Here is a 26,200-nt window from a genome sequence, read left to right as displayed (position 1 = left end):
ATTGAGACTATTGCTCCTTTGGGAAACAACTCCGTCAGGTCGCCGACCTCGCTGTCGCTTACACAATACCCCCCACGGAATAGGGTATTGTGTATATAGGCCCAGATAAGAGGTGGTTGGACTGGACGAGCAACTTCGCGGATGGATGTCGGTGCCCGCCGCGGCGCGGGAGCTGGGCGTGTCCCCTTCGCGTGTCCGTGAGCTCGTGGCGGCAGGCGATCTCGATGCGACCAAGCTGGGCCGAGAAGTCTTGGTCCGTGCCGAGTCAGTGGCGCGGCGGGTGCGGGTGGTGGCGTCCCAGGCGGGCAGACCGTGGTCATCACGCACCGCTTGGGCGGTGCTGTCACTGGCGTCTGGAACGCGACCGAACTGGGTCGCTGCCTCGGAGTTGACCCGTGCCCGCAAGTACGCACTCCGCCCGCTGAACCACTGGCCACGACTCTTGGTGAATCGAGCGGCGGTCCACCGAGTACGGATGCTCGCCGGAGTCCAACAACGGGCGCGGGCACTACCCGGCGTCGCCATAGGCGGCGCTGAGGCGGCTGTCGCACACGGCGCACCGCTAGTGGTCCCGACTACTGGAACGCTTGAGCTCTACCTGACGGCCGCGACATATGAACAGCTGCGCGGGCTGCGCGGAATCGGATGGCGACCGGACGAGCCCAACACAATTCTTCGGGTTCTCCCCTCAGATCTGCCGGACCTGGCGGTGGACACCATCATCGGGACGGGCCTAGTCCTCGTGGCCGCGGCCGCCGCCGATCTGCTCGACCACGGAGATGATCGTGGGACGCTGGGGGCCCGAGAACTGCTGACGCCGCGAACAGGGAGCCATTCATGACCACCGATCGGTGGCCGGACGTTCCCATGATCGGCGCCGCCGAACTGCCACCGGTGCTCGATGAATCGCTCTGGCCCAGCCTGTTCACCCTTGCTGAGCGTCTTCCCTCTGATCACGTCGTGATCGGCGGGGTCATGGTGTACCTACACGGGGCCGCCGCCGGACGCCAGCCCGTCCGCGTCACCCGCGACGTCGACGTACTAATGAACATCGAGGTGCTGCCGTCAGCGTTGAAGGACGCGGTCGCCGTTCGCAGCAGGCTCGGCTACCGCGTCGCCCCAGACAGCCCACCGGAATCCACCCACAGAACGGCCGCACGGCGGCCGTCGCAGTGCCCGATCTCCCGCGTGCCTTGGTCCTCAAACGCGCCGCATACGCGGCGCATCAACGCAGCAGACCCGCCGAAGCAGTGACATCGCGACACCTGACCGACATCACCTTCCTTGTGTCTTTGATCGACGATCCCGACGACGTGCTGGCACGACTAGGTCCCGGCTCTCCCGAAGGGCACTTTGAGCAGGTCTCTGTGTTGGACGAACCAAACCATCCCGCCTGGCAGGCCGGTGCCGGAGCTTGGACAGAAGACGCCCGACTGGCTTGGGACGTTCTTCGCCACGGACACAGGATCTGACACGTCGGGTGGAGACTATTGCTCCTTCGGGACGCGGCGCAGGGCTGAGCGGCCCGCGGCGGCGGGGAAGCGGTGTTCGTTGCGGTCGATCTTGGCGTTGGCCGCCTCGATGAGGTCGACATCAAGCGTGTCGGCCAGGCGGACCAGGTAGAGCAGCACGTCGGCCAGTTCGTCGGCGACCTTGGGGCGCAGCTCAGGGTCGTGACCCGCGCGGGCGGCCTGGTCCGGGGTGAGCCACTGGAACAGTTCCGTCAGTTCGCCGACCTCCCCCGTCAGCGCCATGACCAAGTTCTTCGGGGTGTGGAAGGGATCCCAGTCTCGGGCGGAGATGAAAGCGCGCTGGCGTTCGGCCAGTTCCTCAAGCGTCACCTGGTCAGTCTCGCAGGCGGACAACCACTAATCCGTGGGTCGCGGTTCCTGCCCGCCGACACCTATGCCAGTCTCACTACCGTCACAGGGTCCTTGGGGGAGGCAGATCGTGAAGACCTGGCTGAAGATCGTCAGCGCCGTGGTGGCGCTCGGTGCCGCGTTAGTCGTCGTCGGTCCCGCCGAAGCGCACCACGAGAACATGGCTCAGCGGGTGCAGGAGGCCTGGTCCGACGCTTCCGGTCGCAACACCACCGTCGCCATCTCTTATATGGACCGGGTCACCGGGGAGTATCGCGACAACGGGTCCATGGCGCACGCGCGGTTCGGGTCGGCGTCGCTGGTCAAGCTGTTCATCGCCGACGACGTCCTCTACCGGGCGTGGCGTGGCGAGTTCGTCCTCTCCGACTACGACTGGCAGCAGCTCAGCGTCATGCTGCGGTCGTCGGACGACCCGGCGGCGAGCCGCTTCTGGTCGACCAAGGGCGGTCCCGCGATCGTCAACCGCATCAAGGCGCGCTACGGGCTCAACGAGATCCAGCCGCCCGCGAGCGCGCCGTGGTGGGGGCTGACCCAGGTCACCTCGTTCGACCTGACGCTCTACTACCAGCGCATGCTCAGCGGCGCGGGCGGGCTGCCGAGCTTCCTGATCGACTACATCATCGCCCAGCTGCGCGGCTACACCGCCAACGGCACCGACGGCTTCTACCAGCGCATGGGCCTGCCGGACGGGCTGCCGGGCGAGGGGGTGCTCGGGGTAAAGCAGGGCTGGATGTGCTGCATGAACAACGTGCGCACGATCCACTCCACCGGCATCGTCGGCGCCGACGCGCGCTACATCGTGATCGCGCTCGGCCAGGAGGGCACCGGGCCCGGCTGGGAGCACACCAAGACCTCGGTCACCCGGGTCGTGCAGAAACTGTTCCCGTCCGGCCGCATCCCCCGGCCCGCCGAGCACAACCCGTTCGGCTCGTTCGACGTCGCGGGTGTGGACACCGAGAAGATGGTGCTGCGGTCCCAGGGCTGGGTCATCGACCCGGACACCACCGGTCCCGTGACGACCCACCTCTACATCGGCGGGGGCGGCTTCGACCTCGGCCCGTCGGCGGTCAACCGGCCCGATATCGGCCAGCACTTCCCGGCGTACGGCTCCGCGCACGGCTTCGATGCGACCTATCCGCTGCCCGGCGGGCAGTACAACGTCTGCGCGTACGCGATCAACGTCAGCTACGGCGACGCCAACCCGCTGCTGGGCTGCAAGGCGCTCAACGTGCCGCAGAAGCCGTTCGGTGCGATCGACACGGTGACGCCGAGCGCGGGCAAGATCCGGATCACCGGCTGGGTGCTGGAATCCGAGCTGGCGCCGAACCAGTCGCCCGCCCACGTCCTCATCGACGGCGTCGCCTACGACATGGGCTGGGCTGGGGTCAGCAGGCCGGACCTTGCCAACGGCTACGGCCGGTTCGGCACCAACCACGGGTTCGACCACACCCGCTCCGTCGCGCCGGGCACCCACCAGGTGTGCGTGCGGGGCGTCGACCTCGGCATCGCCGCGGGCGACACCGTGATCGGCTGCCGCACGGTGACGGTCCCGTGATCGCTCGACTCGGTCTGCTCGCCGCCGGGGTGATCCTGGCGGCGAGTGGGTGCACCACCCCCAACGGCGACGCGGGCGACCCGAGCGTGACCGGGTCGCCGTCGGTTCCGCCGCCGCCGTCGAACCCGGCGCTGACCAGCGTGCCGAACGCGGCCACCGCCCTGCCGCCGCCCACGGCCCGGCCCGAGATCACCGGGACCGTCGACCCCGGCTCCGTCGCCGGGCAGGCCGCGGCGCTGTCCGGACCGGCCAAGGGAACCATGTCGCTGGTGATCGACGGCCTTGGTGAGATCAACTCCGAGGTGACCGGCGACTGCGGCTCCACGGTCACGGTGTCCGCGCCGGGCGCGGCGACCGTCGTGGTGTCCTTCGGCGCAGACAAGTCGACCGTGCGGGTCACCGACGCGGGCCTGGACCTGCGCGCCGACCTGCTCCCCGGCGACTACACCGTGAAGAAGTCCAAGCTCGCCGTGGCCACCAAGTTCCGCCCGGCGGGCGGCGACTCCCCCGGCGGCAGGCTCGACCTGAACCTCACCTGCGGTAGCTGACAAGTCGCGGGTGGGCGCCCGTCGAGTTACGCTCAGTCACTCACCGAGCGGGTTCGGTGCGCGCGGACGAGTGGTGGTGCCGCTGAGCCGGGACAACGCCCGTTCGGAGCTAGTGATCGCGCGCACACCCTCAGTAGCGTCCTCGGCATGGCGGGAACGGGCTCGGCGCGATTACCCATCGTGCCGGTGGGGGGCGACGGGGTGGCCAAGGACAATCGCCTGCGATGGCTGCTCGGGTCCAGCGGGCTGTCGAATCTGGGCGACGGGATCGGCAAGGTCGCCTTTCCGCTGCTGGCCGCGAGCCTCACCCGCGACCCGGTGCTGATCGCGGGGTTGTCCGCGACCGCGTTCCTGCCGTGGCTGCTGTTCGCCTCGCTCAGCGGGGTGTTGATCGACCGGGTGGACCGGCGAAGGGCGATGCTGCTCGCCAATGTGTCACGCGCGGTGATCGTCGGGGTTCTCGGATTGGTGGTGCTGGCGGGCGCCGCGTCAGTGTGGTTGCTCTACGTGACGGCCTTGCTGCTCGGGGCCGTGGAGACGGTCGCGGACAACGCGGCGCAGGCGCTGGTTCCGGCGGTGGTCGATCGTGACGGACTGGAGTCGGCCAACGGAAAGCTCCAGTCGGTCGAGATCGTCGGGCAGACGTTCCTCGGCGGGCCGCTGGGCAGCCTGACCTTCGCGGTGTTCGCGGCGATGCCGTTCCTGTTGAACTCAGTCGGGTTCGTCGTGGCCGCCGTGCTGCTGGTGGCCATCCGCGGCCGGTTCCGGCCCGCGGTCACCGGTCCGGCGCCTTCGGTGCGGACGCAGATCGGCGAGGGCGTGCGCTGGCTGCGCGGCAACGCGCTGATGCTCCGGCTGGCCGTCTTCGCCGCCGCGATGGCCCTGGCCACCGAGCTCGCCCAGGCGCTGCTGGTGCTCTACGCGCTGCAGGACATCCGGCTGACCGAGGCGGGGTTCGGCGTGTTCGCGCTGGTCGGCGGCGCGGGCGGGATCATCGGGGCGCTCTTCGCGCCGCGGCTGACCCAGCTGCTGTCGCGGCGGACAGTGTTCACCGGGGCCGTGGTGGCCTGCGGGCTGGCGTTCGCGGCGATGTCGTCGGCGGCCGACCCGGCGGCGGCGAGCCTGCTGTTCGGCGTGTTCGCCGCGGCGGTCGTCGTGCTCAACGTGATCCTCGGGACCCTGCGTCACGCGCTGGTGCCCGACCACCTGTTCGGCCGGGTCCTGGGTGTGTGGCGCACCGCGGTGTGGGGCGCGATCCCGGTCGGTGCCCTGCTCGGCGGTCTGCTCGCCGCGTCCTTCGGGACGAGAGCGGTGTTCGCGATCTCCGGGGCGGCGCAGCTGGCGCTGGCCGCCTGGGCGTGGTTCGCGCTGAGCGGCCACCGTGCCGAGATCGACACGGTGACCGCCCGGGCCTGACTACTTGCTCGCGACCTTGCGGTACTTCGCCACGGCGACCGGCATGAAGATCACCAGGATGATCACGCACGACAGCACTGCCCACAGCACCGGCTGCTGCGCGGGCCAGCTGTCCCGCGAGGCCTCCAGGATGCCCGGACGCGGGTTGCCGAACAGCTCGCGGGCCGCGTCGGCGACCGCGGTGACCGGGTTCCAGTCGGCGACGACCTTGAGCGGACCCGGCATCGACGCCGCCGAGACGAACGCCGATGACACGAATGACACGGGGAACATCCAGATGAAGCCCGCGCTCTGCGCGACCTGGACGTTGCCCGACAACATGCCGATCCACGCGCCGATCCACGACATCGCGAACGAGAACAGCAGCAGGATCGCGAAGCCGAGGACGGCGTCGACGAAGCTGCCGCGGATGCGCCAGCCCACGATGAGGCCGCAGACCGACATGACGATCAAGCCGATCGCGCTGACCACCAGGTCGGAGAAGGTGCGGCCCAGCAACACCGCGGCGCGAGACATCGGCAGCGACCGGAACCGATCGATGACGCCCTTCTCCAGGTCGGCGGCCATGCCCAGGGTGGTGTACGCGGAGTTGAACGCGACCGTCTGGGCGAAGATGCCGCCCATCAGGAACTCGCGGTAGGCGTCCGGGTCCTGCCCGATGCTGCCGCCGAAGACATAGGCGAACAGCAGCACGAACATGATCGGCTGCAGGGTCGCGCCGAGCAGCAGGTCGGGCTGGCGGCGCACGTTCATCAGGTTGCGCCAGGTCAGCACGCCGCTGTCGCGGGCGTTCGCGGTGATCACACTCATCAGGAAGCCCCCTTCGTGCCGCGCTTGGCCTTGGCGTCGGCCGCGGGCTTGTCCTCGGCCGAGTGGCCGGTCAGGGCGAGGAACACGTCGTCGAGGGTCGGCCGGTGCAGCGCGACGTCGAGCACGGCGACGCTCTCCTGGTCGAGCCTGCGCAGCGCCTCCACCAGTGCCTTCGGGCCGGTGTCGACCTTGACCGTCACCCGCCGCTGGTGTTCGTCGACGGCGGGCTCGCCCGAGCCGACGGAGAACAGGATCTGCCTGGCCTTCTCCACCTCGGCCTGCTCGCCGACCACGACCTCCAGCCGCTCGCCGCCGATGCGGTTCTTGAGCTGGTCGGCGGTGCCCTTGGCGATGACCTTGCCGTGGTCGATCACCAGGATCGTGTCGGCGAGCTGGTCGGCCTCTTCGAGGTACTGGGTGGTGAGCAGGACGGTGGCGCCGTCGGCGACCAACTCGCCGATGACCTCCCAGGTGTCCATCCGGCCGCGCGGGTCCAGGCCGGTGGTCGGCTCGTCCAGGATGACGACCGTCGGTTCGGCGACCAGCGCGCCCGCGAGGTCGAGCCTGCGGCGCATACCGCCGGAGTAGGTCTTCGCGGGCCGGTCGCCCGCCTCGACCAGCCGGAACCGGCTGATCAGCTCCTTGGCCCTGGCCTTGGCGTCCGGCCTGGTCATGCCGTAGAGCCTGCCGACCATGTACAGGTTCTCGTGGCCGGTCAGGTTCTCGTCGACGGCGGCGTACTGACCGGACAGTCCTATCGAGCGGCGGACCGCGTCCGGGTCGGCGAGCACGTCGTGACCGGCCACGAACGCGCGGCCGGAGTCTGGTTTGAGCAGGGTGGTCAGGATGCGCACGGCGGTTGTCTTGCCTGCGCCGTTGGGCCCGAGCAGGCCCAGCACCGTCCCCGAGGGGATCTCCAGGTCGACTCCGTCGAGGGCGCGGGTGGACCCGTAGGTCTTCACCAGCGCCTCCGCACGGACCGCGACCCGGGACGCGGAGGGGGGCATCAGCATTTCTCCAAGATCGATTGTTCTGGCTTCGAGTCGAGGTCGAGGCGTCCACCAGGGACACCTGCTTTTCGGACCCTAGACCGACCGGCCGACAATCCACGCCCGATTTACCTCGGTGCGACTAGATTTCGACGCCGGTCCACTCGACGCAGTGCCAGCCGGGCTCGGTGGCCTGCAGCAGCACGTGCCCGGTGTTGGGGATCAGCCCGGCGTTGGCCAGCTGCGGCCCGACGTTGTCGGCGATGAACTCGGCGACGAGCCGGATCACCCCGCCGTGCGTGGCGACGACGACCAGGCCGTCCGGGTGGTCGGCACGGATCTTGTCGATCGCGGCGAGGTAGCGCTCCAGGATCTGCTCGCCGCTCTCGCCGCCGGGCATCGCCGGGGTGAGGTCGCCCGCGGTCCAGCGCAGGAAGACCTTGCCGAACTCGGTCAGGGCGTCGGCGTCGCTGCGGCCCTCCAGGTCGCCGACCTGGAGTTCGTGCACGCCGTCGAGCACCTCGACCGGCAGCCCGTGCGCCTTGGCCAGCGGTGCGGCGGTCTCTTGGGTGCGGATGGCGGTGCTGGCGTAGATGGCGACGATGGGCTCGTGGGCGAGCCGGTCGGCGAGGGCTTCGGCCTGCCTGCGGCCGAGTTCGGTGAGCGGCGGCCCCGGCGGCCGCGAGTCGAGCACATGCTTGACGTTGGCCGATGTCTCACCGTGTCTAACAAGCATCAGCCTTAAGGAACTCACGACGGCCGCTCGGCGACCGCTCGACTCTGAACCCTGTGACATTGGTTCGCTCGCAAGCTCGCTCACCCGAGCTCCTTCCCGCGCAGCGTGGCGATCCACGCCGCGGACGCGTCATAGTCGCTGTCGAGTGTGCCCGGTGCGGCGACCGACGCGGCGCCATCCGATTTCGGATAGGAGCCGAGGAAGCGGACTTCCTGGCTGCGCCGGTGCAGCGCGGCGAGCGCGTCGCCGACCCGCGCCTCGCTGACGTGGCCGTCAAAGTCCAGGTAGAAGCGGTACTCGCCGAAGCGGGCGCGCAGCGGGCGCGACTCGATGCGGGAGAGATTGATCCCGCGCAAGGCCAGCTCGGTGAGCATCGCGGCCAGCTCGCCGGGACGGTGGGCCACGATGACGATCACCGACGTGCGGTCGGCGCCGGTCCGCGCGGGGACCTGGCCGGGGCGGCTGAGCAGCAGGAACCGGGTCACCGCGTCGGGTTCGTCGGCGATGTCGCTCGCCAGGACGGTCAGCGGGTAGTGCGACGCGGCCACGGGCGCGGTGATCGCGGCGTCGAACTCGCCGTCGAGGACGCCGACCGCGGCGGCGGCGGTCGAGGTGGAGGCGAGCTGGCGGGCGTCGGGCAGGTTGGCGCCGAGCCAGGTCCGCACCTGGGCCAGCGCGTGCGGGTGGCTGGCGACGGTCTTGATGTCGGCGGCCACCACGCCGGGGCGCACGAGCAGGGAGAAACGGATCGGCAGAACGTGCTCGCCGACGGCGACCACGGGTTCGGCCACGGCGAGGGTGTCCATGGTGGCCGACACCGCGCCCTCGACGGAGTTCTCGATGGGCACGCAGGCGAAGTCGACGGCGCCGGACCGCAGCGCGGCGACGGCCTCGGGGATGGTGGGCAGCGGGACCAGTTCGGCGCGCTCGTCGAAACCGCGGGCGGCCTGCTCGGTGAAGGTGCCCTGCGGTCCGAAATAGGCGGTTCTCGGCACGGCCCCACAGTACGCAGGACGAGCAGGCCCTGATGAGCGGATGTGGCACATGCCAAATGGCGGTTACCCAGCGACGATCGTGCTGCCATGCTGGCACGCGTGAGCGCGGATTCGGAGACGGGGAGGGCCACCGACCTGCGTTCGGACGTCGGCGCGCTCGACCTGGTGCTGTGCGCGGTGAGCGACCAGCTCGCCGCCGCCTGGGACACCGCGGCGTCCGACCGAGCGACGGTGCGCGTGCATCGAGGCTCCACTGTGGACTGTGGGGCGGACGCGGTGGTCTCGCCCGCCAACTCCTACGGCTGGATGCGCGGCGGCATCGACGCGGTCTACGCCGAGACCTTCCCCAGCGTCGAGCAGAGCGTGCGCAGCGCCGTGCTGGCCTATCACGGCGGCGAGTTGCCCGTCGGCGAGGCGCTGATCGTGCCGACCGGTGCCGCGCGGCCCGCATGGCTGATCAGCGCGCCGACCATGCGCGAGCCGTCGACGGTGCTGGCGCCCGACACGGTCCACCCGTTCCTCGCCGCGCGCGCTGTCTTTCGGCTGTGGCGCGACGCCGTCCTGGACGACGGCACCCCGGTCCGCGCGGCCGTGCGGACCATCGCGATGCCCGGCCTCGGCACCGGCGTAGGGCACGTCGAACCCGCTGTCTGCGCACGTCAGGTCGCCGCGGCCTGGGACGAGGTCTTCGGCCAGTCCTGAGCCGCAGCGTCACCTACCACAGGTGCGGGGTTCACTTCGCCGTCATGTGCACCACACGATCCATCCCTCGAACGGTGTAATCCATCACAGCGGAAACCCCCCTAGAGCACCTACCTTGTCGCCTAAGTCCTCACACCGGCGGCAGGGAGTCGGACATGGCGCGGGTGCGCGAGCTGAGTCCGTACGTCGAACTCCGCCGCGAGCAGTGGCGGCAGCTGCGGGAGTCGACCCCGCTGCCGCTGACGCTCGCCGAACTGGTCGAGCTGCGCGGCCTGCGTGACCCGGTCGACCTGGAAGAGGTCGTCGACGTCTATCTGCCCCTGTCGCGGCTGATCTCGCTGCAGGTCGAGGCCAGGCAGCGGCTCTACGAGGCGACCACGGCGTTCCTGGGCGAGGACGCGCACGAGGCGACCAAGGTGCCGTTCGTGATCGGCATCGCGGGCAGCGTCGCGGTCGGCAAGTCGACCACCGCGCGCCTGCTGCGCACCCTGCTGGCCCGCTGGCCGGACCATCCGCGGGTCGACCTGGTAACCACCGACGGCTTCCTTTTCCCCAAGGCCGAGCTGATCCGGCGCGGGCTGATGAGCCGCAAGGGCTTCCCGGAGAGCTACGACCGGCGCGCGCTGCTGCGGTTCGTCTCGGAGGTCAAGGCGGGCGCCGACGAGGTCCGCGCCCCGGTCTACTCACATCTGGCCTACGACATCCTGCCCGGCGAGGAACAGGTCGTGCGCAGGCCGGACATCCTGATCGTGGAGGGCCTCAACGTCCTGCAGCCAGGCCCGCGGCTGGCGGTGTCGGACCTGTTCGACTTCTCGATCTACGTCGACGCCCACCCCGACGACATCGAGCGCTGGTACATCGACCGCTTCCTAGCCTTCCGCGGCACCGCCTTCGCGGATCCTGCCTCGCACTTCCACCACTACGCCGCGCTCACCGACGAGCAGGCGCAGGAGGAGGGCGAGCGGCTGTGGAAGCGGACCAACGAGCCGAACCTGATCAACAACATCCTGCCGACCAGGCCGCGGGCCACCCTGGTTCTGCGCAAGGGCTCCGATCACCGGATCAGTCGGGTTCGACTCCGTAAGCTCTGAGCCATGATTCGGGTCCTGTTGGTGGATGACCATGAGGTGGTCCGCCGCGGGCTGCGCGACCTGCTCGACGGCGAGGACGGCGTCGAGGTGGTCGCCGAGGCCGGGTCGGTCGCCGAGGCGCTGGTCCGGGCGACGACCAACGAGCCTGACGTGGCGGTGGTCGACGTGCGGCTGCCGGACGGCAACGGGGTCGACCTGTGCCGGTCGCTGCGGGCGTTGACACCCCCGCCTGCCTGCCTGGTCCTGACGGCGTTCGATGACGAGCGGGCGCTGGTGGAGGCGATCATGGCGGGAGCCGCGGGGTATCTGCTCAAGCAGGTGCGCGGCCAGGATCTGGTGACCGCCGTGCGCGAGGTGGCGGCGGGGCGGTCGCTGCTTGACCCGGTGACGACGGCCCGGGTCCTCGACCGGATGCGTCGGCCGGATGACCTGGCCGGGCTGACCGAGCGGGAGCGGGAGGTGCTCGCGCTGGTCGGCGAGGGCCTGTCGAACCGGGAGATCGCCGAGCGGCTGTTCCTGGCGGAGAAGACGGTCAAGAACTACGTCACCAGCGTGTTGGCCAAGCTGGGGATGCAACGCCGGACCCAGGCGGTCGCCTGGGTGGCCCGGCGCGCGACCTAGGCCGTTCGGGCGGGCTTGACGATCAGCGCGGCGGCGAAAGCCAGGCTGGCCAGCGCGAACAGGACGATAGGCGGGGGCGGCAGCAGCGTTACCGCGACCGTGAACATGGCCGCCGACACCGCGAGCCCGACGAACCCCGCCGGGCGGGCCTTGTCGTCCGCAGCGACCCGGGCGACCAGCAGGAACAGCAGGCCCGACAGCGCGATCGCCAGTCCCATCGCGACGCCGAATCCCGTCATCATCTGCTGGATGCTGCGGCGCGTCCCCATCAGCTCGAAGTAGTGCTCCCCCATGGCCGCGTGCGCGGCGGTGCCTTCAGGGCTCGGGGACAGGCGCAGGAGGACTTCGCCGATGAGATGGCCGACGCCAGTGACGATCCAGCACCAAGCGCCGACGCGATACAGAGACAGTTGCATGGCCATTCCTTTCGTTGCTACAGACGTAGTGGACGCTACACCTGTAGCATCCGGCTGGTGAGCCCCCGTGACTCAGATCGCAAGACCCTGCTGGCCGACGCCGCCATCGAGGTCGTCGGGGACGACGGACTGCGCGGCCTCACCCACCGCGCCGTCGAGGAGCGGGCAGGGCTGCCGTCGGGCACATGCAGCTACCACTTCCCGACCCGGGCCGCCCTGATCGAGGCGATCCTCGACCGCATCGCCGCGCTCGACCGGGGCGACATCGAGCGGCTGATCGACGGACAGCCACTGCAAGAGATGGAACTCGCGACCCTCGTCGAGGCGTGCACCGCGGTCCTGGCGATCTGGCTCGGGCCCGGCCGCGCGCGCAGCCGGACGCGGCTGCTGCTGATGTTGGACCCGCAGAGCAGGCGGCTGGCCGGGCCGGTCAGCGAGCGACTCGCGGCGGGCTTCCACGCGCTGGCCACCGCGCTGGCCCGCGACGCCGACCGCGGCCGAGTGCTGATGGCGGTCATCGACGGGCTCGTCGTCGACGAACTCACCCGCGGCACGACCCCGGTCGACGTCGATCGGCTTCGGTTCAGAGTGGCCGCGGTGGCCAAGTTGGTCTTGCCCTAGACCGGCACTTCCCAGGTCACAGTGGTGCCGGATCTGGGAGAGGATCGCACCTCGCAGCGTCCCCCGGCCTGTTCGGCGCGCTCCCGCAGGTTGTTGAGGCCGCGTTTGCTGACGCCCTCGGGGATCCCGCAGCCGTCGTCGGCGACGGTCAGCCGCAGCCGGTCGCCGTCGCGGCGCAGGTGCACGGCCACCCGCATCGCCCCGGCGTGGCGCACGACGTTGGACAGCGCCTCGCGCAGGGCGGCGCGGGTGTGGTCGGCGACCGCGGGCGCGATGGCGTCGACGTCGCCGGTGATCTCGAAGCTCGGCGCGAACCCGAGCAGCTCCCGCGCGGTCTCGACCTCGGCCCGCGCCGACTCGGTCAGCGCGGTGGGCGGCTCCGGGTCGGGCTGGCGCAGCGTGCGCACGACGGCTCGGACGTCGGCGATGGCGGCATCGAGCTGGTCGACGGCGTCGCCGAGCCGGGTGGCGTCGGCCTTGGCCAACTTCCGTGAGGGCCTGCGGGCGAGCAGGTCGAGCTGCATGCCCGCGGCGTAGAGGCGCTGGATGATCACGTCGTGCAGGTCGCGGGCGATCCGCTCGCGCTCCTCGTAGAGGTCGACGCGCTGGCGGGCGGTGGTGCCTTCGGCAAGGACGAGCACGAGCCCGGCCTGCGCGGCGAACGCGGTCAGGACGTCCACGGTGGCCGGGGTGAACGGCCGCCCGCCTTTGCGCCGGTAGACCGTGAGCGCGCCGAGCCTGCGTTCCCGCGTGCCGAACGGCGCCGCCGCGAACGGGCCGTATCCCCGCAGCTCACGCGGCACATAGGGGGCCGTCCGAGGGTCGGTCGTGACGTCGTCGGCGACGATCGGCACGCCTGCCCGCGCGACCCGCGCGGCTGAGGATCGGGAGGACAAGACGAGCCCGATGGGCTCACGCGATCCGTGCGCGGCCTCGACGGTCAGCGAGCCGTCGGCGGCCCGCGCCATCACGAGCCCGAGGTCGGCCTCGGCCAGTGCGGCGGCGCTGCGCACGACGAGATCGAGCACCGCCTCCGGGTCGTCGCCGGACAGTGCCGCCGTGGCGATCTCGGTGGACGCGGTGAGCGTGCGCGCGGCGAGGGTGGGATCCATGGTTGTGGTCAACTCTATGCCGCCACCCTGGTACGGACGCGGCCATCGGCGACCTCGACCACCACGTCGGCCATGTCGGCTTCCGCCTGGAAGTGGGTGACGTGCACGACGGTGCCCCTGACCTGGTGGATCACCGCGAGGACGCGCTCGGCGGTGGCCCGGTCGAGGTGCGCGGTCGGCTCGTCGAGCAGAAGCAGGTCTGCGTCGGCGAGCAGCGCCCTGGCCAGTGACACGCGCTGGGCCTCGCCGCCGGACAGGGTCTTGGCCTGGGCGTCGAGCAGGTCGGGAAGACAGACCTCTCGCAGCACGGCGACCAGGTCCGCGTCGGTGGCCTCGGGGGCGGCCAGGCGCAGGTTCTCCCGGACCGTGCTCGCGATGAGCATCGGGTCCTGCGGGCACCAGGCGACCGTCGGCGGTCGGCTCGCGTGGCCGCGCTCCGGTTCGAGGAAGCCGAGCAGGGCGGCGACCAAAGTGGACTTCCCGGAGCCGGAGGGGCCGACCACGGCGACTCTTGCGCCCGCGGGAAGGTCGAGGTCGACGCCGCGCAAGGCGGGCCGGTCCGCCCCGCCCCACCGGACGTCACCCGTGACTCCACAGCCGCCGTCCGCCGTGACCGCGATCGGCCGCGGAGGCTCCACGGGCAGTGTCGTCCGTCGATGCGCGGCGCGGAGCGGGGCGAGGTGGCTGAGTGCGGGCGGCAGCAGCAGGACGGCGTCCGCCAACGCCAGCGGCACGAGGGCGACCACGGGCACCAGCACCGAGGGCAGTCCGCCCGCGAGCCCCAAGCTGACCGCGGACGCCAGCCCGAGCGCCACTGTGATCAGCGCCGACCCCGCGCCCGCGCCGTAAGCCTGTCCACGGGCCCGCGCGGTGAGTCGCGCGTCGACCCTGGTCAGGGCTGTGCGCAAACGCTTGTCCCGCCCGAACGCCACGAGATCGGCGGCGCCGTCGAGCAGGGTCAGCACCTGGGCGGCCAGGCCCCGCCTGCCCTCGGCCAGCCGGGCGGTGGCCCGACGCTCGGCGACCAGTGTCACCGCGGGCCCACCCACGCAGGCCACGACGACCGCGGCCGCCAAGACAAGACCCGCGACCGGCAGGATCGCCGTCTGCACCGCCACCGCCGCCGCCACGACCGCGAAGACGATCACGGGCGGCACCAGGACCCTTGGTGTCAGATCGCGGACCTGGTCCACGTCGTCGACCAGCCGCCGCTGCCCCTCGTCCCCCCTCGGCAGCCGGGCGGGTCCCCGCGCCACCAGGGCCGACCACAGCCGCACCCGAGCCGCGGTCGCGGTCCGGAACGCGGCGTCGTGGGTGACCAACCGCTCCACGTAGCGCAGCCCCGCGCGCGCCAACCCGAACGTCCGCACCCCGACGACGGCCACCGACAGCGCCAGGATCGGCGGCTGCTGGGCCGCCCGCGCGATCAGCCAGGCCGACAGCGCGGTCAAGGCGATCCCGCACACCACGGCGGCGGCCCCCAGCGCCGCGCCCGCCAGCGTCCGGCGGGTCAGCAGCGTCCGCAGCGGTGAAACGTTCCCCTCGGCCACCGCGACGACCTCCACAACTGACGCGGAGTCGGTGGTCGACACAGCCGGGTCGACCCCGCGATGGGTCGCGAGCACGACCGCGACCCCGCTGTCAGCCACCCGGCGCACCACGCTCATCACCTGGGCGGCGGTGGCTGGGTCCAGGTGCGCGGTGGGTTCGTCGAGCAGCAGCAGCCGCACCCCCGGCCGAGCCAGCGCCCGCAGCAGGGCGACCCGCTGCCGCTCGCCCGCCGACAGGTCATCGATCCGCCGGTCGAGCAGGTGCTCGGCGGCGAGGTCCCGAGCCAGCGCGCGGTCCCCGACCTCGTCAGCCACCACCGACTCGGCGAACGTCGGCCGCTGCGGCACCCACGCCACCAACTCCCGCCACGCCTCGACGTCCAATTCGCCTAGCGGCACCCCGTCCACCAGGACGTCCCCTGACGTCGGCGCCACGAAGCCGAGCAGGACCGCCAGCAGCGTCGACTTTCCGCTGCCGCTCGGCGAGTCCAGCCGCACGATCTCGCCGGGTTTGACGACCAGCGACACCCCGTCGGGCGCGAACCCGTCCCGCCTGCGCACGCTCAGGTCGTCGATCCGCAGTTCGGCGAAGTCCGACACCGCCCGACCCCCAGCGGGCGGTGTCAACGGCACCTCGGCCACGCGCCGGACGGCCTCCATCCCGTCGGCCGCCGCGTGGTGCGCCGCGCCCGCCGCGCGCAGCGGCAGATAGCACTCGGGCACCACGATCAGCACGAACAGGCCCACCACCAGCGACAAGTCCCCCGACACCAGCCGCAGGCCGATCACCACCGCGACCAGCGCCACCGACAGCGTCGCGATCAACTCCAGCGCCAACGCCGACGTGAACGCCACCCTCAACACCCCGAGCGTGCCCCGGCGGTGTGCGTCGGACGTGCGCCGGACCGCCTCGGCCTGGGCACGCGCCCGGCCGAACGCGGCGAGCACCGGCAGCACTCGGACCAGCTCCAGCAGGTGCCCGGACAGGCGCTCGTTCGCCGCCGCCGCGCCCGCCACCCGGTCCTCGGTGTAGCGGCCGATGAGGATGGCGAACAGCGGGATCAGCGGCACGGTCATCGCGACGACTACCGCCGACGGCCAGTCCACGAACAAGATCACCGCGCCGACCCCCAGCGGCGTCACCGCGGCGGCGACCAAGGCGGGCAGGAACGTGCCGAAGTAGGCGTCGAGCGCGTCGAGACCCCTGGTGGCCAGGGCGGTCAGCTCGCCGGGGCCGCGCGCGGTGATCCACTCCGGGCCCGCGCGCAATGTCCGGTCGAGCAGGACCGCGCGCAGTTCGGCCTTGGCGCCGGCCGCCGCGCGGGCGGCCACGACCTGGGTCGCCCAGGTGAGCAGGCCGCAGGCGATCACCGCGAGCGCGAGCCAGCCCAGCGCGGCCTGGCCGGTGATGGCCGCGGCGAGCGCCCACGCCTGCCCGACGGACGCGCAGGCGGACGCGACCGCGAGGAGTCCACAGAGGACCAAGGCCCGCCGCGCCGACGGCGAGAGGATCCGCAGTGCCTTCATGGCGCGTGCACCGCCGGGATGTGCGCGGCGCTGACCCGCTTGCGGAACACCCAGTACGTCCACCCCTGGTAGACCAGCACGGCGGGCGTGCCGAACAGCGCGACCCAGCTCATCACCCCCAGCGTGTACGGGCTCGACGCGGCGCCCGCGACCGTCAGCGAGAACTCCGAGTCCAAAGTAGAGGGAAGGACGTTCGGGTACAGCGCCCCGAACAGCGCGACCACCGACGCGGCGATCACCACCGCCAGCGCCGCGAACGCCTGACCCTCGCGGCCGCGCTCGATCCGCTCGAACGCCAGCGTCGCGCCGATCACCGCCACCCCCACGGCCACCCACGTCCACACCGCGCCTGACTCGACCTGGGCCCAGACGAGCAGCCCGCCCAGCGGCAGCAGCGCGTACGGGCCGATCCGCGCGGCGAGGCGCCGGGCCCGCAGCCGGATGTCGCCGTCGGTCTTGAGCGACAGGAACACCGCGCCGTGCACCAGCGCGAACCCGGCCACGGCGAGCGCGCCTAGCACTGTCTCCCACCGGACCGCGGCGAACACCGAGCCGACCCGGTTCCCGTTGGCGTCCAAGGGAAGCCCGAAGACGGTGGTGGCGATGAGCAGCCCGAAGCCCAGCGCCGGGATCCACGAACCCGCGACGATCACCCGGTCCCAGCGTCGCCGCCAGGTGTCGGAGTCGACCTTGCCGCGGTACTCGAAGGCGACCCCGCGCCCGATCAGGCCGACCAGGACCACCAGCAGCGGCAGGTACGCGCCGCTGAGCAGGGCGGCGTACCACTCGGGGAACGCGGCGAAGGTGGCGCCGATCGCGACGATCACCCAGACCTCGTTGCCGTCCCACACCGGCCCGATGGTGTTGATCATGACGCGTCGCTCGGTGTTGTCCTTGGCCAGGATCGGCAGCAGCATGCCGACACCGAAGTCGAAACCCTCCAGGAACAGATAGCCCAGCCACAGCAAGGTGATCACACAGAACCAGACGACCGCGAGATCCATTCCCCGCTCCTCAGTACGCGAACGCGAGCGTGTCGCCCGGTTCGTCGGTCTTCTCGGGCATCACCGCGGCCACCCCGCCGCGCGCGTACCGGGTGATCAGATACACCTCGACCACGGCGAGCGCGCCGTAGACCAGCGTCAACACGATCAGCGATGTCAGCACCTCGCCCACCGCCAGTCCGGACACCCCTTGCGCGGTGAACAGCCACACACCGTCCACACCGGACGGATTGGGCGCCACGACGAACGGCTGCCGCCCCATCTCGGTGAAGATCCAGCCCGCGCTGTTGGCCGCGAACGGCAGCACGATCCCGGCCAGTGCCAACCGGGGGAACCATCGCCCGCGCGGCAGCCTGCCCTTGCGCGTCAACCAGAGCACGGCCGCGCCGACCAGCGCCGACAGCGCGCCGAAGCCGATCATCAGGCGGAAGCCCCAGTAGGTGACCGGGAGCATCGGCACGTAGTCGATGGGTTTGCCGGACAGTTCGCCGAGGCGTTCGTCGACCGGGTAGTTGGTGCCGTACTCGGCCTGGTACTCGGCGACCAACTGGTTGATGCCACGGACCTCGGTGGTGAGGTCGCTGTGCGCCAAGAAGGACAGCAGCGCGGGCACGGTGATCGACTTGACGTTCTCGCAGTCCGGCCGGGCAACGTCACCGACCGCGAAGATCGAGAAACTGGCGGGCGCCTCGGTGTGGCACAGCGCCTCGGCGGCGGCCATCTTCATCGGCTGCTGCTCGAACATCAGCTTCGCCTGGAGGTCACCGGTGCCCGCGAGCAGCGCGAACGCCACCATCCCGACCCAGGCGCCCAACTTCACCGACGCCCGCCACACCGGCCGGTCGCCCCGGTTCCGCCACAGGTGCCACGCCCCGATCCCGACGAGGAACGCCCCCGCGACGGCGAAGCAGCCCGCGACCGTGTGCGGCACGGCGGTCAGCGCGGTGTTGTTGCCCAGCACGGCCCAGATCGAGGTCAGCCGGGGTCGGCCGTCGACCAGTTCGACCCCGACGGGGTGCTGCATCCACGAGTTCGCCGCGAGGATGAAGTAAGCCGAGGCGATGGTCGCGAGGCTGAACGCCCAGGCGCATCCCAGATGGATCCGACGCGGCAGTCGGTCCCAGCCGAAGATCCAGAGGCCGAGGAAGGTCGACTCGACGAAGAACGCGACCAGCCCCTCCATCGCCAACGGGGCGCCGAACACGTCGCCGACGAAGCGGGAGTACTCGCTCCAGGTCATCCCGAACTGGAACTCCTGGACGATGCCGGTGACCACGCCCATGGCGAAGTTGATCAGCAGCAGCTTGCCCCAGAACTTCGTCATGCGCAGGTACTTCTCGTTACCCGTGCGCACCCAGGCCGTCTGCATCCCGGCGACCAGTACGGACAGGCCGATCGTGAGGGGGACCATGAGGAAGTGGTAGACGGTGGTGATCCCGAATTGCCACCGCGCGAGGTCGAGTACGTCCACGCTGATCAGCTTGTTTCAGTGTGACCCGGGCCGCCAGACACCCCGGTCCCGCCTGCCCGGGACCTAGGTCCTGGTTAGGGTTGGTCGTGGGAACCGCACTGATCGCCTTCGTCTCGGCGTACGCCCTGGTCTTCGTCGTGGAGTTGCCCGACAAGACCCTGGTGGCGACGCTGATCCTGACCACCCGCTACCGCGCCCTGCCGGTGTTCGCCGGGGTGAGCGCGGCCTTCGCCGTCCAGTGCGTGATCGCCGCCACCTTCGGCGGCGTGCTGACCTTGTTACCCGATCGGGTGGTCGCCGCCGTCGTGGCCGTGCTGTTCGCCATCGGCGCCCTATTGCTGCTTCGGGAAGGCTTCTCCACCGACTCGGACTCCGCCGAAACCACGGTTGGCCCCAACGGCCCAACCTCCTTCTGGCGCGCCGCCCTGACCTCCTTCGGCGTCCTCTTCGCCGCCGAATGGGGGGACGCTTCACAGATCGCGACGGCGGGGTTGAGCGCTCGTTACGCGGAGCCGGTGTGGGTCGGGTTGGGGGCGTGGGCGGCGCTGGTGTCGGTGGCGGGGATAGCGGTCCTGCTGGGCAAGAAGATCGCCGAGCGGATCAAGCCACACCTGATCCAGCGAGTCGCGGGCGTGGTGTTCGCGGTGTTCGCCGCCCTGGCCGCCTACACGGCGATCTTCGGTTAGATCAACAGCGTGCGCACGTGTCGGTGGAGAGGCTCGGCGAGGTCGGGATAGTCTCCGCCGTCGATTCGGTTGAGCAGTCTGGCCGCAACGTTCAACTGAGCGATACGACCCGACGGGGTGTCGAGCCTGTCGGCGAACAGGTCGTGCACCTGCTCGGCGACGGTTGGCACCAGCAGGCTGTGGCACAGCAGGGTCGCCGCATCGGTCCCTTCCGGCGCGGTTCCCCACAGTTCCCAGTCGAGGATGCCGAAGTCTGGTCGCATCAGGTTGGACCAATGCAGGTCGCTGTGCGCTGTCGCCCAGTGGGTGACCGTGGTGTCGACGGTGTCACCGAAGCGCGTACGGATGCGGTCGGTCACACGTACTTGGTCGGCGTATGTCCTCTCGGTAGGAATTACCGCGAGGGTGTCGACGGATTGCCGTAGGTCGCGCCACCACGCGGCCGAAACGTTCGGGAGCGTCCACAGAACATCGGTCGACGAGCACGGCTCACCCGGCATCAGGGTCATCAGTTCGGCACGCTGATTGCGCCAGTCACGTTCCGGCCACTCGAACACGTCGAGGACTCGCGGCTTATGCACTGTCGTGATGGTGTTCCCGTCCAGGTTGCCCGTCCACGCGTGGCCTTGCGCCCACTGTGGTTCCTCGGACACCACGCGCAACCAGCACGCGCCGTGTCGACCGTCGACCGGCGTGCCGATCGTGCGTAGCCGCCATCCGAACGACGGCGTGCCTGTCACCGTCACACCGAAATGGTCTGCGGCTCGGCCGACGTTGTGCCGCTGGAAGTTGCGGAACGTCGCGTCAGGATCGGTCTGCGGTTCAGCCGCGAGATATCCGTTCATGGCGCGGTGAGGTGGCGTAGGTAGGCGCCGGGGTTTTCCAGGTATCGACGCCAAGAATCAACGAGTTGAAGGTCGGCCCATTTCACGCGCCGCAGTCCGTGCTCGCCCAGTTCGATGATGTCAGCGCCCGGCGTCGAGGCCAGGATCGGCGAGTGCGTCGCGCACACGACCTGTGCCCCTGACTGCCCAAGGTCGTACATCAGAGCGACGAGGTGCAGGCAGGCCGTGAACGACAGCGCCGACTCGGGTTCGTCCATCACGTAGAAGCCAGGGTCGCGAAACATCGACCGGAACACGGCGAGAAAGCCCTCGCCGTGGCTCATCTCGGCCGTGTTGTCGTCCCAGTAACCGGGAACACCGCCAAGGTTCTCAGTCATGCTGAACGCGGTTTCGGCACGCAGGAAGAAGCCCTTCTTCTTCAAGCGTGGACCGGCCAACATGCCCGCCCCCTTGGCGGTGGTCTCCAGCCGCAGCACCTCACCAAGCGGAGTCTTGGTGGGATTGGCGTCGCCCGACTTTCGTGCTGCTCGTCCGCCGCGCGCGTCCAGCTTGAACCCCTCGGCGATGGCCTCGACAAGGGTCGACTTGCCTGTACCGTTGTCGCCGACCAGAAACGTCACCGGGTGGGTGAACTCGATGCCTTGTTCGACGACGCCGGCGACCGCCGGAACCGTGTACGGCCAGCTCCGGAGATTGTCGGGGCGTAGCCCGTCAGGGACATACGCGCGGCTGACGAACACTCATTCGCTCCTACTTGTCGTAGTTGGGCTGACATCCGCCCTTGGGGCCACAGGGTCCAGCGCCCGTTGGCCAGCATGACGGGTTGCACGCCGGGCTACAGTTCGGCCCGCACTGAGGGTCGCAGGGCTTGGCCAAGTCCGGGGAGTCGCCGCCGAAATGCTCGCGCAGGGTGGCCGTGGTCGTCACCATCGTCGGTCCAGCGAGTATGTCGGCGAGAGCGTCGTGTCGGACGTTGCCCACAGGCAACCAGCGGGAGAACACACACGGCCACACGTCGCCGGTCGCGGACACGGCGATCTTGTCTTGTGCGCAGTGTCCGCAGAGTTGACTTAGGCTCGGTTGCTGCTTGCGGATACCTCGGCCGACCTGCCGCAGATGGTCGACGCGCACCTCGCCTGTGACACCGAGGGCTGCGAGTTCTTCGCGTGCTTGCTCGACGCGCTGCCCATCTAGCACGTCGATCACTCCGACTCGCAGCGGAATTGAGCGCCGCAGAGCCTCGATGATATTCGCCTTCGTCCGGCCGTAGCTTCCGCGTCCTTTGGTGATGGACTCGTGTTGATCGGCGCTGTCGGCGTAGTAACTCGTCGCGAGGCTCACACCGGGTTGTGTGAAGACTTCCCATAGCGACGTGGGCACATGCACGAGGTTACTGAACACCTCGACTTGCAGCCCGCGACCCAACGCACGCCCGACAAGGTCGGGCAATGCGCGGTGGAGGGTGGGCTCGCCACCGATGAACTGCACCATCTCGGTACCCAAGCCCACGGCCTGGTCGATGACGCTGCCCCAGTTGTCTGGTGTCATTGCGCCGTCGGTGCCCTGCGGGCCGGAGTCCGCATAGCAATGCGAACAACTCAACTGGCATTTGCCGGTGATCTCAAGCCACACGAACGACGGATTCACTTATCCTCCAGTTCGGCTGAACAACAGGATTGAGCGTGTCGAACCAGCGGCAGTCTTGTCTACGAGGTCAGAGAGGCAACGAAGGCCGCCCAGGTGCCTGCGGCGAGTGTGAGCGATGGGCCGTCCGCGTTCTTGGAGTCGCGGACGGCCGCGGCGCGGGCGCTGAGCAGGACTTCGACGCAGTCGCCGCTCGGATTGCTGCTATAGCCGCTCTTGCGCCACCCGCCACGCGTCATCCCAGCCGCCTTCCGCCCGGTCGTACTCATCGGCCAGCTTGGCGATGAGCACCCGGGATTCTCCCACATCCAGCGAGACGTTCGCTATCTTCGGCAGAAGGGTTCGAAAAGGCTGGACGTACTTGGGATCCTCAAGGAACAATGTTCCCACTGTGGCGTCGACGTAGACGAGCGATTTCTTGTGCTTTGGATAGCCGAGATACCGGAATGATCCGCCGAACAATGCTCGGTGACGAGCGCCCGCCGGGATCACCCGAATCCCGATGTTCCACTGGTCGGCGAAGAACATCATGGCCAGCATTTGCTCGGTCATGATCCGGTAGTCACCGACCTCCATGCGCAAAGCACGCTCGTGCACAAAAATGTGAACTTCGCAGGGTTGTTGCGGAACATGACCAGCTGCCGTTCCATCCGCACGGCGGCGAACGCATCCATTTCTTCGCTCGACATGCCGAAGTCAGCGAACAGCGCGCGGAAGTAGGGCTCGGTTTGCAGCAGACCCGGAATGACCTCTGGTTCATGGGCCACAGATCGGTTCGCGGTCGCCTCGTGGAAGACCAGCGAGCGCAAGTTGCCCACTTGCTGCTCTGTGAGAGCCAATACCCGCGATCATGGCTGGACTCTCGCGAGAACGCCGCGACCCGCTGGACGTCCGCATGCCTCGCACCGCAGGCCGCGAGGTAGTGAACAACCTCGACCTCCGACGTCTCGGCACGCGCACCCGACTCCATCCGGTGCAGCGTCGCCGCGGCCGAGCCGAGCTTCGCGCTGAGTTGCAGCAACGTCAGGCCCGCCGCTTCGCGTTGTTCTTTCAACATCACGCCCAGTTCTCGGGCCACCGCGCGGTATCGCTCTCCCATTCCTGACACAGTAAGGAAAGCAGGCTCAGCGCGCGCCGGTCACGGGCGTGATCCACCCCTTCGCATGAGCCGTTGCAACCCGAGAAACTCAGCGCAGCGCGTCGGCCACAGCGGCGGCGGCGGCGATCACTTTCGGGCCCACCGTCAAACCGTCCAACGGCTCGAAGGTCACCACGCCAACACTCGCCCGCAGGCCCGCGACCCCCAAAACCGGTGCCGCGATACCAAAAGCTCCCGCCTGCAACTCGCCCGTCGAGCCGACCCAGCCTTGCTCATCCGACCGCAGCCCGATCGCCTTGCCCGACGCGCCCTTGTGCAGCGCATGGCGGGTGCCGACCCGGTATGCCACGTGATACGCCGTCCACGACGGTTCGACCACCGCGACCGCCTGGGCTTCGTCGCCGTCGGCCACCGTCAGGTGGGCGGTGGCTCCGACTTCCTCAGCGATCATCCGCAACGCGGGCAGGGCGGCGATCCGCAGTTGCGGCGCGACCTTGGCGGCCAGTTGCAGCAGCCCCAGGCCCAACCGCACCCGCGAACCCTCACGCCGGACCAAACCGCGCGCCTGCAACGGGACCAGCAGGCGGTACACCGCAGCCCGCGAAGCGCCGATGGCGTTGGCCAGGTCGCTGATCGTCGGGGCCTCGGTGTCCGAGTCGGCCACGGCCTGCAGCAGCGCCAGGCCGCGGTCGAGGGTCAGCGAACTCTCCTTCGCCGCGCCCGCCGGTCTGGTGATCGGCCCCGCCGATCTGATGCCTGGCACCTAGGCCGCCTTCACGATCGTGCCGACCACCGTCGACAGCCCGACGACCGAGCCGTCCGGGCCGGGCGCGGTCGCCGAGATGGCCACCGTGTCCCCGTCCTCCAGGAAGGTGCGCTCGGAGCCGTCGTCGAGTGTGATCAGCTCTTTGCCGCCCCAGCTCAGCTCCAGGAAGGAGCCGCGCTGGTGCTTCTCCGGGCCGGACACTGTCCCCGACGCGAACAGGTCGCCGGGGCGCACGGTGGCTCCGTTGACGGTCATGTGGGCGAGTTGCTGGGCGCACGAGTAGGCCATGCCCGCGAACAGTGGCCGCGAGACGACCGTGCCGTTCCACTCGACCTCCAGCCGCAGGTCCAAGCCCCAGGACTGGTCTTCGACCAGGTAGTCCAGCCGCGCGTGGCCCGGTGACGGCACGTCGACGCGGGCCGCGGCGAACGCTTCCAGCGGGGTGATCCAGGCGCCGATGGAGGTGGCGAAGGACTTGCCGAGGAACGGGCCGAGCGGGACGTACTCCCAGGCCTGGATGTCGCGGGCGGACCAGTCGTTGACCACCGCGACGCCGAAGATGTGGTCCGGGGCCGCCGACGTCGACACCTGGCCCGCCACGGGACCGCCGCAGACGAAGCCGATCTCGGCCTCGATGTCGAGCCGGATGCTCGGGCCGAACACCGGCGCCGGGTCGGCCGGGCCCTTGCGCTGGCCGTGCGGACGCACGACGTCGGTCCCCGACACCACGACGGTGCCCGCGCGGCCGTGGTAGCCGATCGGCAGGTGGGTCCAGTTCGGGAACAGGGCGTCGCCGTCGGGGCGGAAGATCTTGCCGACGTTCTCCGCGTGGTCGCGCGACGAATAGAAGTCGACGTAGTCGCCCACGGTGAACGGCAGGACGTTGCGCACCTCGGCCAGCGGCAGCAGCACCGCGCCGTCCGGGGCGGCCGTCGCGGTGACCAGTTCGGTCAGCCGGGCGCGCAGCGCCGACCAGGCCGGGCGGCCCGCGGCGAGCAGCGGGTCCAGCGAGTCGGCGGCAACCAGGTCGGCCAGGTCGCCGAAGGCGCCCGAGATGGGCCGCAGCGGCAACGCGTGGTCGCCGACGCGCACCGCGACGCCCTGGCCCTCGATGACGCCGTAGGGCAGCGTCTGGGGGCCGAAGGGGTGGTCGGCGGCGAACGCCGGGTCATCGATCCAGCTGGTCACAGCAGTCCCAGTCCTTCCAGGTCCTCGACCGGCTCGGACAGCGAGCACGATCCGTATGAGCCGAACACCGCGCGGACGGCGTGCGCGGCCTGGTCGGTCAGGCCCTTGGCCTCCTCGGCCAGCGCACCGCCATCGGTGATCGACAGCGCCTCGCGGACGTCGCCGCCCGACAGCAGGCGGGCCGTGGCCACCAGCAGGTTCAAGAAACCGTGGTGGGTGAAGCCGGTCTCGGTGTCCACGTGCCGTACGGCGTTGTGCAGGCCCGCGGTCGCCTTGAACGAGGCCTCCCCCGCGCTGATGACCGACAGGAAGTCGGCGATCTCGTCGACGCTGGGGAACTGCTCCTGGCTGAGCCCGCCGCAGCGAATCTTGGGCCAGGAGCCGTGCTCGACCACCCGGCGGATGCCTTCGAGCCATTCCGGTCCGCCGCGGCGCGGCTCGACCACCCGGATGACGTCCTCCGGGACGAACTCGTTGACCCGCTCCAGCCAGACGTCGTCGACGTCGGCGGGGGCGGGCATCTCGACCATCCGCAACGCCAGCAGCTCGGCTCGCGACTCGACGATCGACAGGGCCTTCGGCACGCCGCCGAGGCCGGTGTCGATCACGAGCGAGAGCGCCACCGGCTTGGCGGGCTTGGCCTTGATGAGCTCGGTGATCAACTCGGGGAGTCGGGACGCCTGGCAGAGGAAGACGCCCATCACCCCCGCGTAGTCACCGTCGCGGCCTTCGAGGTGCATGCGCACCGCGTCAGGCATGGCGGCGTTGCCCGGTGGGAACAGGGCGGCGTCGTCGACGAGCCGCGCGAACAGCGGCGGAATGCCTCGGGGACCGGGCGCTGGGAGAGGAACGGCGCTTGACACGGCTGACACGCTAGTAGTGTATCGGCAACTGAACAAAGATGTCCGCTCAGCGGACGCCCGGAGGA

26 protein-coding genes and 3 pseudogenes are annotated in these 26,200 nt (G+C 70.0%); 10 read left to right on the top strand and 19 right to left on the bottom strand.

Features of this window, described 5'->3' with window-relative positions; genetic code table 11:
- Positions 1-145: 145 nt before the first annotated feature.
- Positions 146-265 (top strand): annotated as a pseudogene (locus BN1701_RS38335) (helix-turn-helix domain-containing protein); the annotation flags it as partial.
- A gap of 572 nt (positions 266-837) precedes the next feature.
- A complete protein-coding gene (locus BN1701_RS27285; RefSeq protein ID WP_054053504.1) occupies positions 838-1,254 on the top strand; it encodes a hypothetical protein in 417 nt (138 codons plus the stop codon).
- Between the two features lie 233 nt (positions 1,255-1,487).
- Here the strand turns inward: BN1701_RS27285 and BN1701_RS27280 are convergent, their stop codons facing one another.
- A complete protein-coding gene (locus BN1701_RS27280) occupies positions 1,488-1,841 on the bottom strand; it encodes a nucleotide pyrophosphohydrolase (RefSeq protein WP_054053502.1) in 354 nt (117 codons plus the stop codon).
- Positions 1,842-1,950: 109 nt separating this feature from the next.
- Between BN1701_RS27280 and BN1701_RS27275 the strand changes: the two genes are divergently transcribed.
- From BN1701_RS27275 to BN1701_RS27265, 3 genes are all read left to right on the top strand, one after another.
- On the top strand, positions 1,951-3,435 hold the full coding sequence (locus tag BN1701_RS27275; protein WP_054053500.1) for a hypothetical protein: 1,485 nt from the start codon (positions 1,951-1,953) through the stop codon (positions 3,433-3,435).
- On the top strand, positions 3,432-3,983 hold the full coding sequence (locus BN1701_RS27270; RefSeq protein WP_054053498.1) for a hypothetical protein: 552 nt from the start codon (positions 3,432-3,434) through the stop codon (positions 3,981-3,983). The genes BN1701_RS27275 and BN1701_RS27270 overlap by 4 nt, the downstream gene beginning before the upstream one ends.
- A 147-nt stretch (positions 3,984-4,130) precedes the next feature.
- Complete coding sequence (locus BN1701_RS27265) at positions 4,131-5,399, top strand: MFS transporter (RefSeq protein WP_082860082.1); 1,269 nt, start codon at positions 4,131-4,133, stop codon at positions 5,397-5,399.
- On the opposite strand, the gene BN1701_RS27260 is transcribed toward BN1701_RS27265, so the two are convergent.
- The 4 genes from BN1701_RS27260 to pheA form a co-directional block, all read right to left on the bottom strand.
- Positions 5,400-6,209: an ABC transporter permease gene (locus BN1701_RS27260; RefSeq protein WP_054053495.1), complete on the bottom strand. Its 810-nt coding sequence runs from the start codon at positions 6,207-6,209 to the stop codon at positions 5,400-5,402. It abuts the gene before it with no gap.
- Positions 6,209-7,216 carry an ATP-binding cassette domain-containing protein gene (locus BN1701_RS27255; RefSeq protein ID WP_054056166.1) on the bottom strand — a complete coding sequence of 336 codons (1,008 nt, stop codon included), beginning with the start codon at positions 7,214-7,216 and terminating at the stop codon, positions 6,209-6,211. Before BN1701_RS27255 ends, BN1701_RS27260 begins: the two co-directional genes overlap by 1 nt.
- A 124-nt stretch (positions 7,217-7,340) precedes the next feature.
- Positions 7,341-7,934 (bottom strand): histidine phosphatase family protein, encoded by a 594-nt coding sequence (locus BN1701_RS27250; protein ID WP_231949723.1) that lies wholly within the window; start codon positions 7,932-7,934, stop codon positions 7,341-7,343.
- A gap of 80 nt (positions 7,935-8,014) precedes the next feature.
- Positions 8,015-8,929: a prephenate dehydratase gene (gene pheA, locus BN1701_RS27245; RefSeq protein WP_054053490.1), complete on the bottom strand. Its 915-nt coding sequence runs from the start codon at positions 8,927-8,929 to the stop codon at positions 8,015-8,017.
- 99 nt (positions 8,930-9,028) lie between these two features.
- On the opposite strand from pheA, the gene BN1701_RS27240 reads away from it, so the two are divergent.
- The 3 genes from BN1701_RS27240 to BN1701_RS27230 all read left to right on the top strand — a co-directional run bounded on the left by BN1701_RS27240 (position 9,029) and on the right by BN1701_RS27230 (position 11,343).
- Positions 9,029-9,631 carry a macro domain-containing protein gene (locus BN1701_RS27240; RefSeq protein ID WP_054056165.1) on the top strand — a complete coding sequence of 201 codons (603 nt, stop codon included), beginning with the start codon at positions 9,029-9,031 and terminating at the stop codon, positions 9,629-9,631.
- A 155-nt stretch (positions 9,632-9,786) separates the two neighbouring features.
- A complete protein-coding gene (gene coaA, locus BN1701_RS27235; RefSeq protein WP_054053487.1) occupies positions 9,787-10,722 on the top strand; it encodes a type I pantothenate kinase in 936 nt (311 codons plus the stop codon).
- Positions 10,723-10,725: 3 nt separating this feature from the next.
- Positions 10,726-11,343, top strand: a complete 618-nt coding sequence (locus tag BN1701_RS27230) for a response regulator transcription factor (protein WP_054053486.1) — start codon at positions 10,726-10,728, stop codon at positions 11,341-11,343.
- On the opposite strand, the gene BN1701_RS27225 is transcribed toward BN1701_RS27230, so the two are convergent.
- Positions 11,340-11,765, bottom strand: a complete 426-nt coding sequence (locus tag BN1701_RS27225) for a hypothetical protein (RefSeq protein WP_054053484.1) — start codon at positions 11,763-11,765, stop codon at positions 11,340-11,342. The genes BN1701_RS27230 and BN1701_RS27225 overlap by 4 nt on opposite strands.
- Positions 11,766-11,816: 51 nt before the next feature.
- Here BN1701_RS27225 and BN1701_RS27220 point away from each other — a divergent pair, with 51 nt between their 5' ends.
- Positions 11,817-12,380: a TetR/AcrR family transcriptional regulator gene (locus BN1701_RS27220; protein WP_054053481.1), complete on the top strand. Its 564-nt coding sequence runs from the start codon at positions 11,817-11,819 to the stop codon at positions 12,378-12,380.
- Here the strand turns inward: BN1701_RS27220 and BN1701_RS27215 are convergent.
- From BN1701_RS27215 to BN1701_RS27200, 4 genes are read right to left on the bottom strand one after another with little or no spacing between them, the layout of a single operon-like run.
- A complete protein-coding gene (locus tag BN1701_RS27215) occupies positions 12,377-13,492 on the bottom strand; it encodes a GAF domain-containing sensor histidine kinase (protein WP_054053479.1) in 1,116 nt (371 codons plus the stop codon). The two genes, BN1701_RS27220 and BN1701_RS27215, sit on opposite strands and share 4 nt — an antisense overlap.
- A gap of 14 nt (positions 13,493-13,506) precedes the next feature.
- A complete protein-coding gene (gene cydC, locus BN1701_RS38035; RefSeq protein ID WP_082860079.1) occupies positions 13,507-16,569 on the bottom strand; it encodes a thiol reductant ABC exporter subunit CydC in 3,063 nt (1,020 codons plus the stop codon).
- The gene (gene cydB, locus BN1701_RS27205) at positions 16,566-17,573 is read right to left on the bottom strand and encodes a cytochrome d ubiquinol oxidase subunit II (protein ID WP_054053477.1); all 1,008 of its coding nucleotides are present in this window, start codon (positions 17,571-17,573) and stop codon (positions 16,566-16,568) included. Before cydB ends, cydC begins: the two co-directional genes overlap by 4 nt.
- Positions 17,574-17,583: 10 nt before the next feature.
- Positions 17,584-19,044 (bottom strand): cytochrome ubiquinol oxidase subunit I, encoded by a 1,461-nt coding sequence (locus BN1701_RS27200; protein WP_054053475.1) that lies wholly within the window; start codon positions 19,042-19,044, stop codon positions 17,584-17,586.
- A gap of 86 nt (positions 19,045-19,130) precedes the next feature.
- Between BN1701_RS27200 and BN1701_RS27195 the strand changes: the two genes are divergently transcribed.
- Positions 19,131-19,730: a TMEM165/GDT1 family protein gene (locus BN1701_RS27195; protein ID WP_157368247.1), complete on the top strand. Its 600-nt coding sequence runs from the start codon at positions 19,131-19,133 to the stop codon at positions 19,728-19,730.
- On the opposite strand, the gene BN1701_RS27190 is transcribed toward BN1701_RS27195, so the two are convergent.
- The 9 genes and pseudogenes from BN1701_RS27190 to BN1701_RS27155 form a co-directional block, all read right to left on the bottom strand.
- Complete coding sequence (locus tag BN1701_RS27190) at positions 19,727-20,575, bottom strand: hypothetical protein (protein ID WP_054053474.1); 849 nt, start codon at positions 20,573-20,575, stop codon at positions 19,727-19,729. The two genes, BN1701_RS27195 and BN1701_RS27190, sit on opposite strands and share 4 nt — an antisense overlap.
- Positions 20,572-21,315 (bottom strand): AAA family ATPase, encoded by a 744-nt coding sequence (locus BN1701_RS27185; protein WP_054053472.1) that lies wholly within the window; start codon positions 21,313-21,315, stop codon positions 20,572-20,574. Before BN1701_RS27185 ends, BN1701_RS27190 begins: the two co-directional genes overlap by 4 nt.
- A 10-nt stretch (positions 21,316-21,325) precedes the next feature.
- Entirely contained in the window at positions 21,326-22,222 is an 897-nt protein-coding gene (locus BN1701_RS27180) for a radical SAM protein (RefSeq protein WP_054053470.1), read from the bottom strand.
- 59 nt (positions 22,223-22,281) lie between these two features.
- Positions 22,282-22,458, bottom strand: coding sequence for a DUF397 domain-containing protein (locus tag BN1701_RS34730; protein WP_197672146.1), 177 nt, complete (start codon positions 22,456-22,458; stop codon positions 22,282-22,284).
- Positions 22,424-22,986: pseudogene (locus tag BN1701_RS27175) on the bottom strand (DUF5753 domain-containing protein). The gene BN1701_RS34730 and the pseudogene BN1701_RS27175 overlap by 35 nt, the downstream one beginning before the upstream one ends.
- 128 nt (positions 22,987-23,114) lie before the next feature.
- Positions 23,115-23,276 (bottom strand): annotated as a pseudogene (locus BN1701_RS38330) (helix-turn-helix domain-containing protein); the annotation flags it as partial.
- Positions 23,277-23,406: 130 nt separating this feature from the next.
- Complete coding sequence (locus tag BN1701_RS27165) at positions 23,407-24,081, bottom strand: helix-turn-helix domain-containing protein (protein ID WP_054053464.1); 675 nt, start codon at positions 24,079-24,081, stop codon at positions 23,407-23,409.
- Positions 24,082-25,272 carry a fumarylacetoacetase gene (gene fahA, locus BN1701_RS27160; RefSeq protein ID WP_054053462.1) on the bottom strand — a complete coding sequence of 397 codons (1,191 nt, stop codon included), beginning with the start codon at positions 25,270-25,272 and terminating at the stop codon, positions 24,082-24,084.
- Positions 25,269-26,135: a hypothetical protein gene (locus BN1701_RS27155; protein ID WP_054056162.1), complete on the bottom strand. Its 867-nt coding sequence runs from the start codon at positions 26,133-26,135 to the stop codon at positions 25,269-25,271. The genes fahA and BN1701_RS27155 overlap by 4 nt, the downstream gene beginning before the upstream one ends.
- Positions 26,136-26,200 lie beyond the last annotated feature (65 nt).

Source organism: Alloactinosynnema sp. L-07, from assembly GCF_900070365.1.
Taxonomy (GTDB): Bacteria; Actinomycetota; Actinomycetes; order Mycobacteriales; family Pseudonocardiaceae; genus Actinokineospora.
This window is presented reverse-complemented; position numbering and strand designations above follow the sequence as displayed.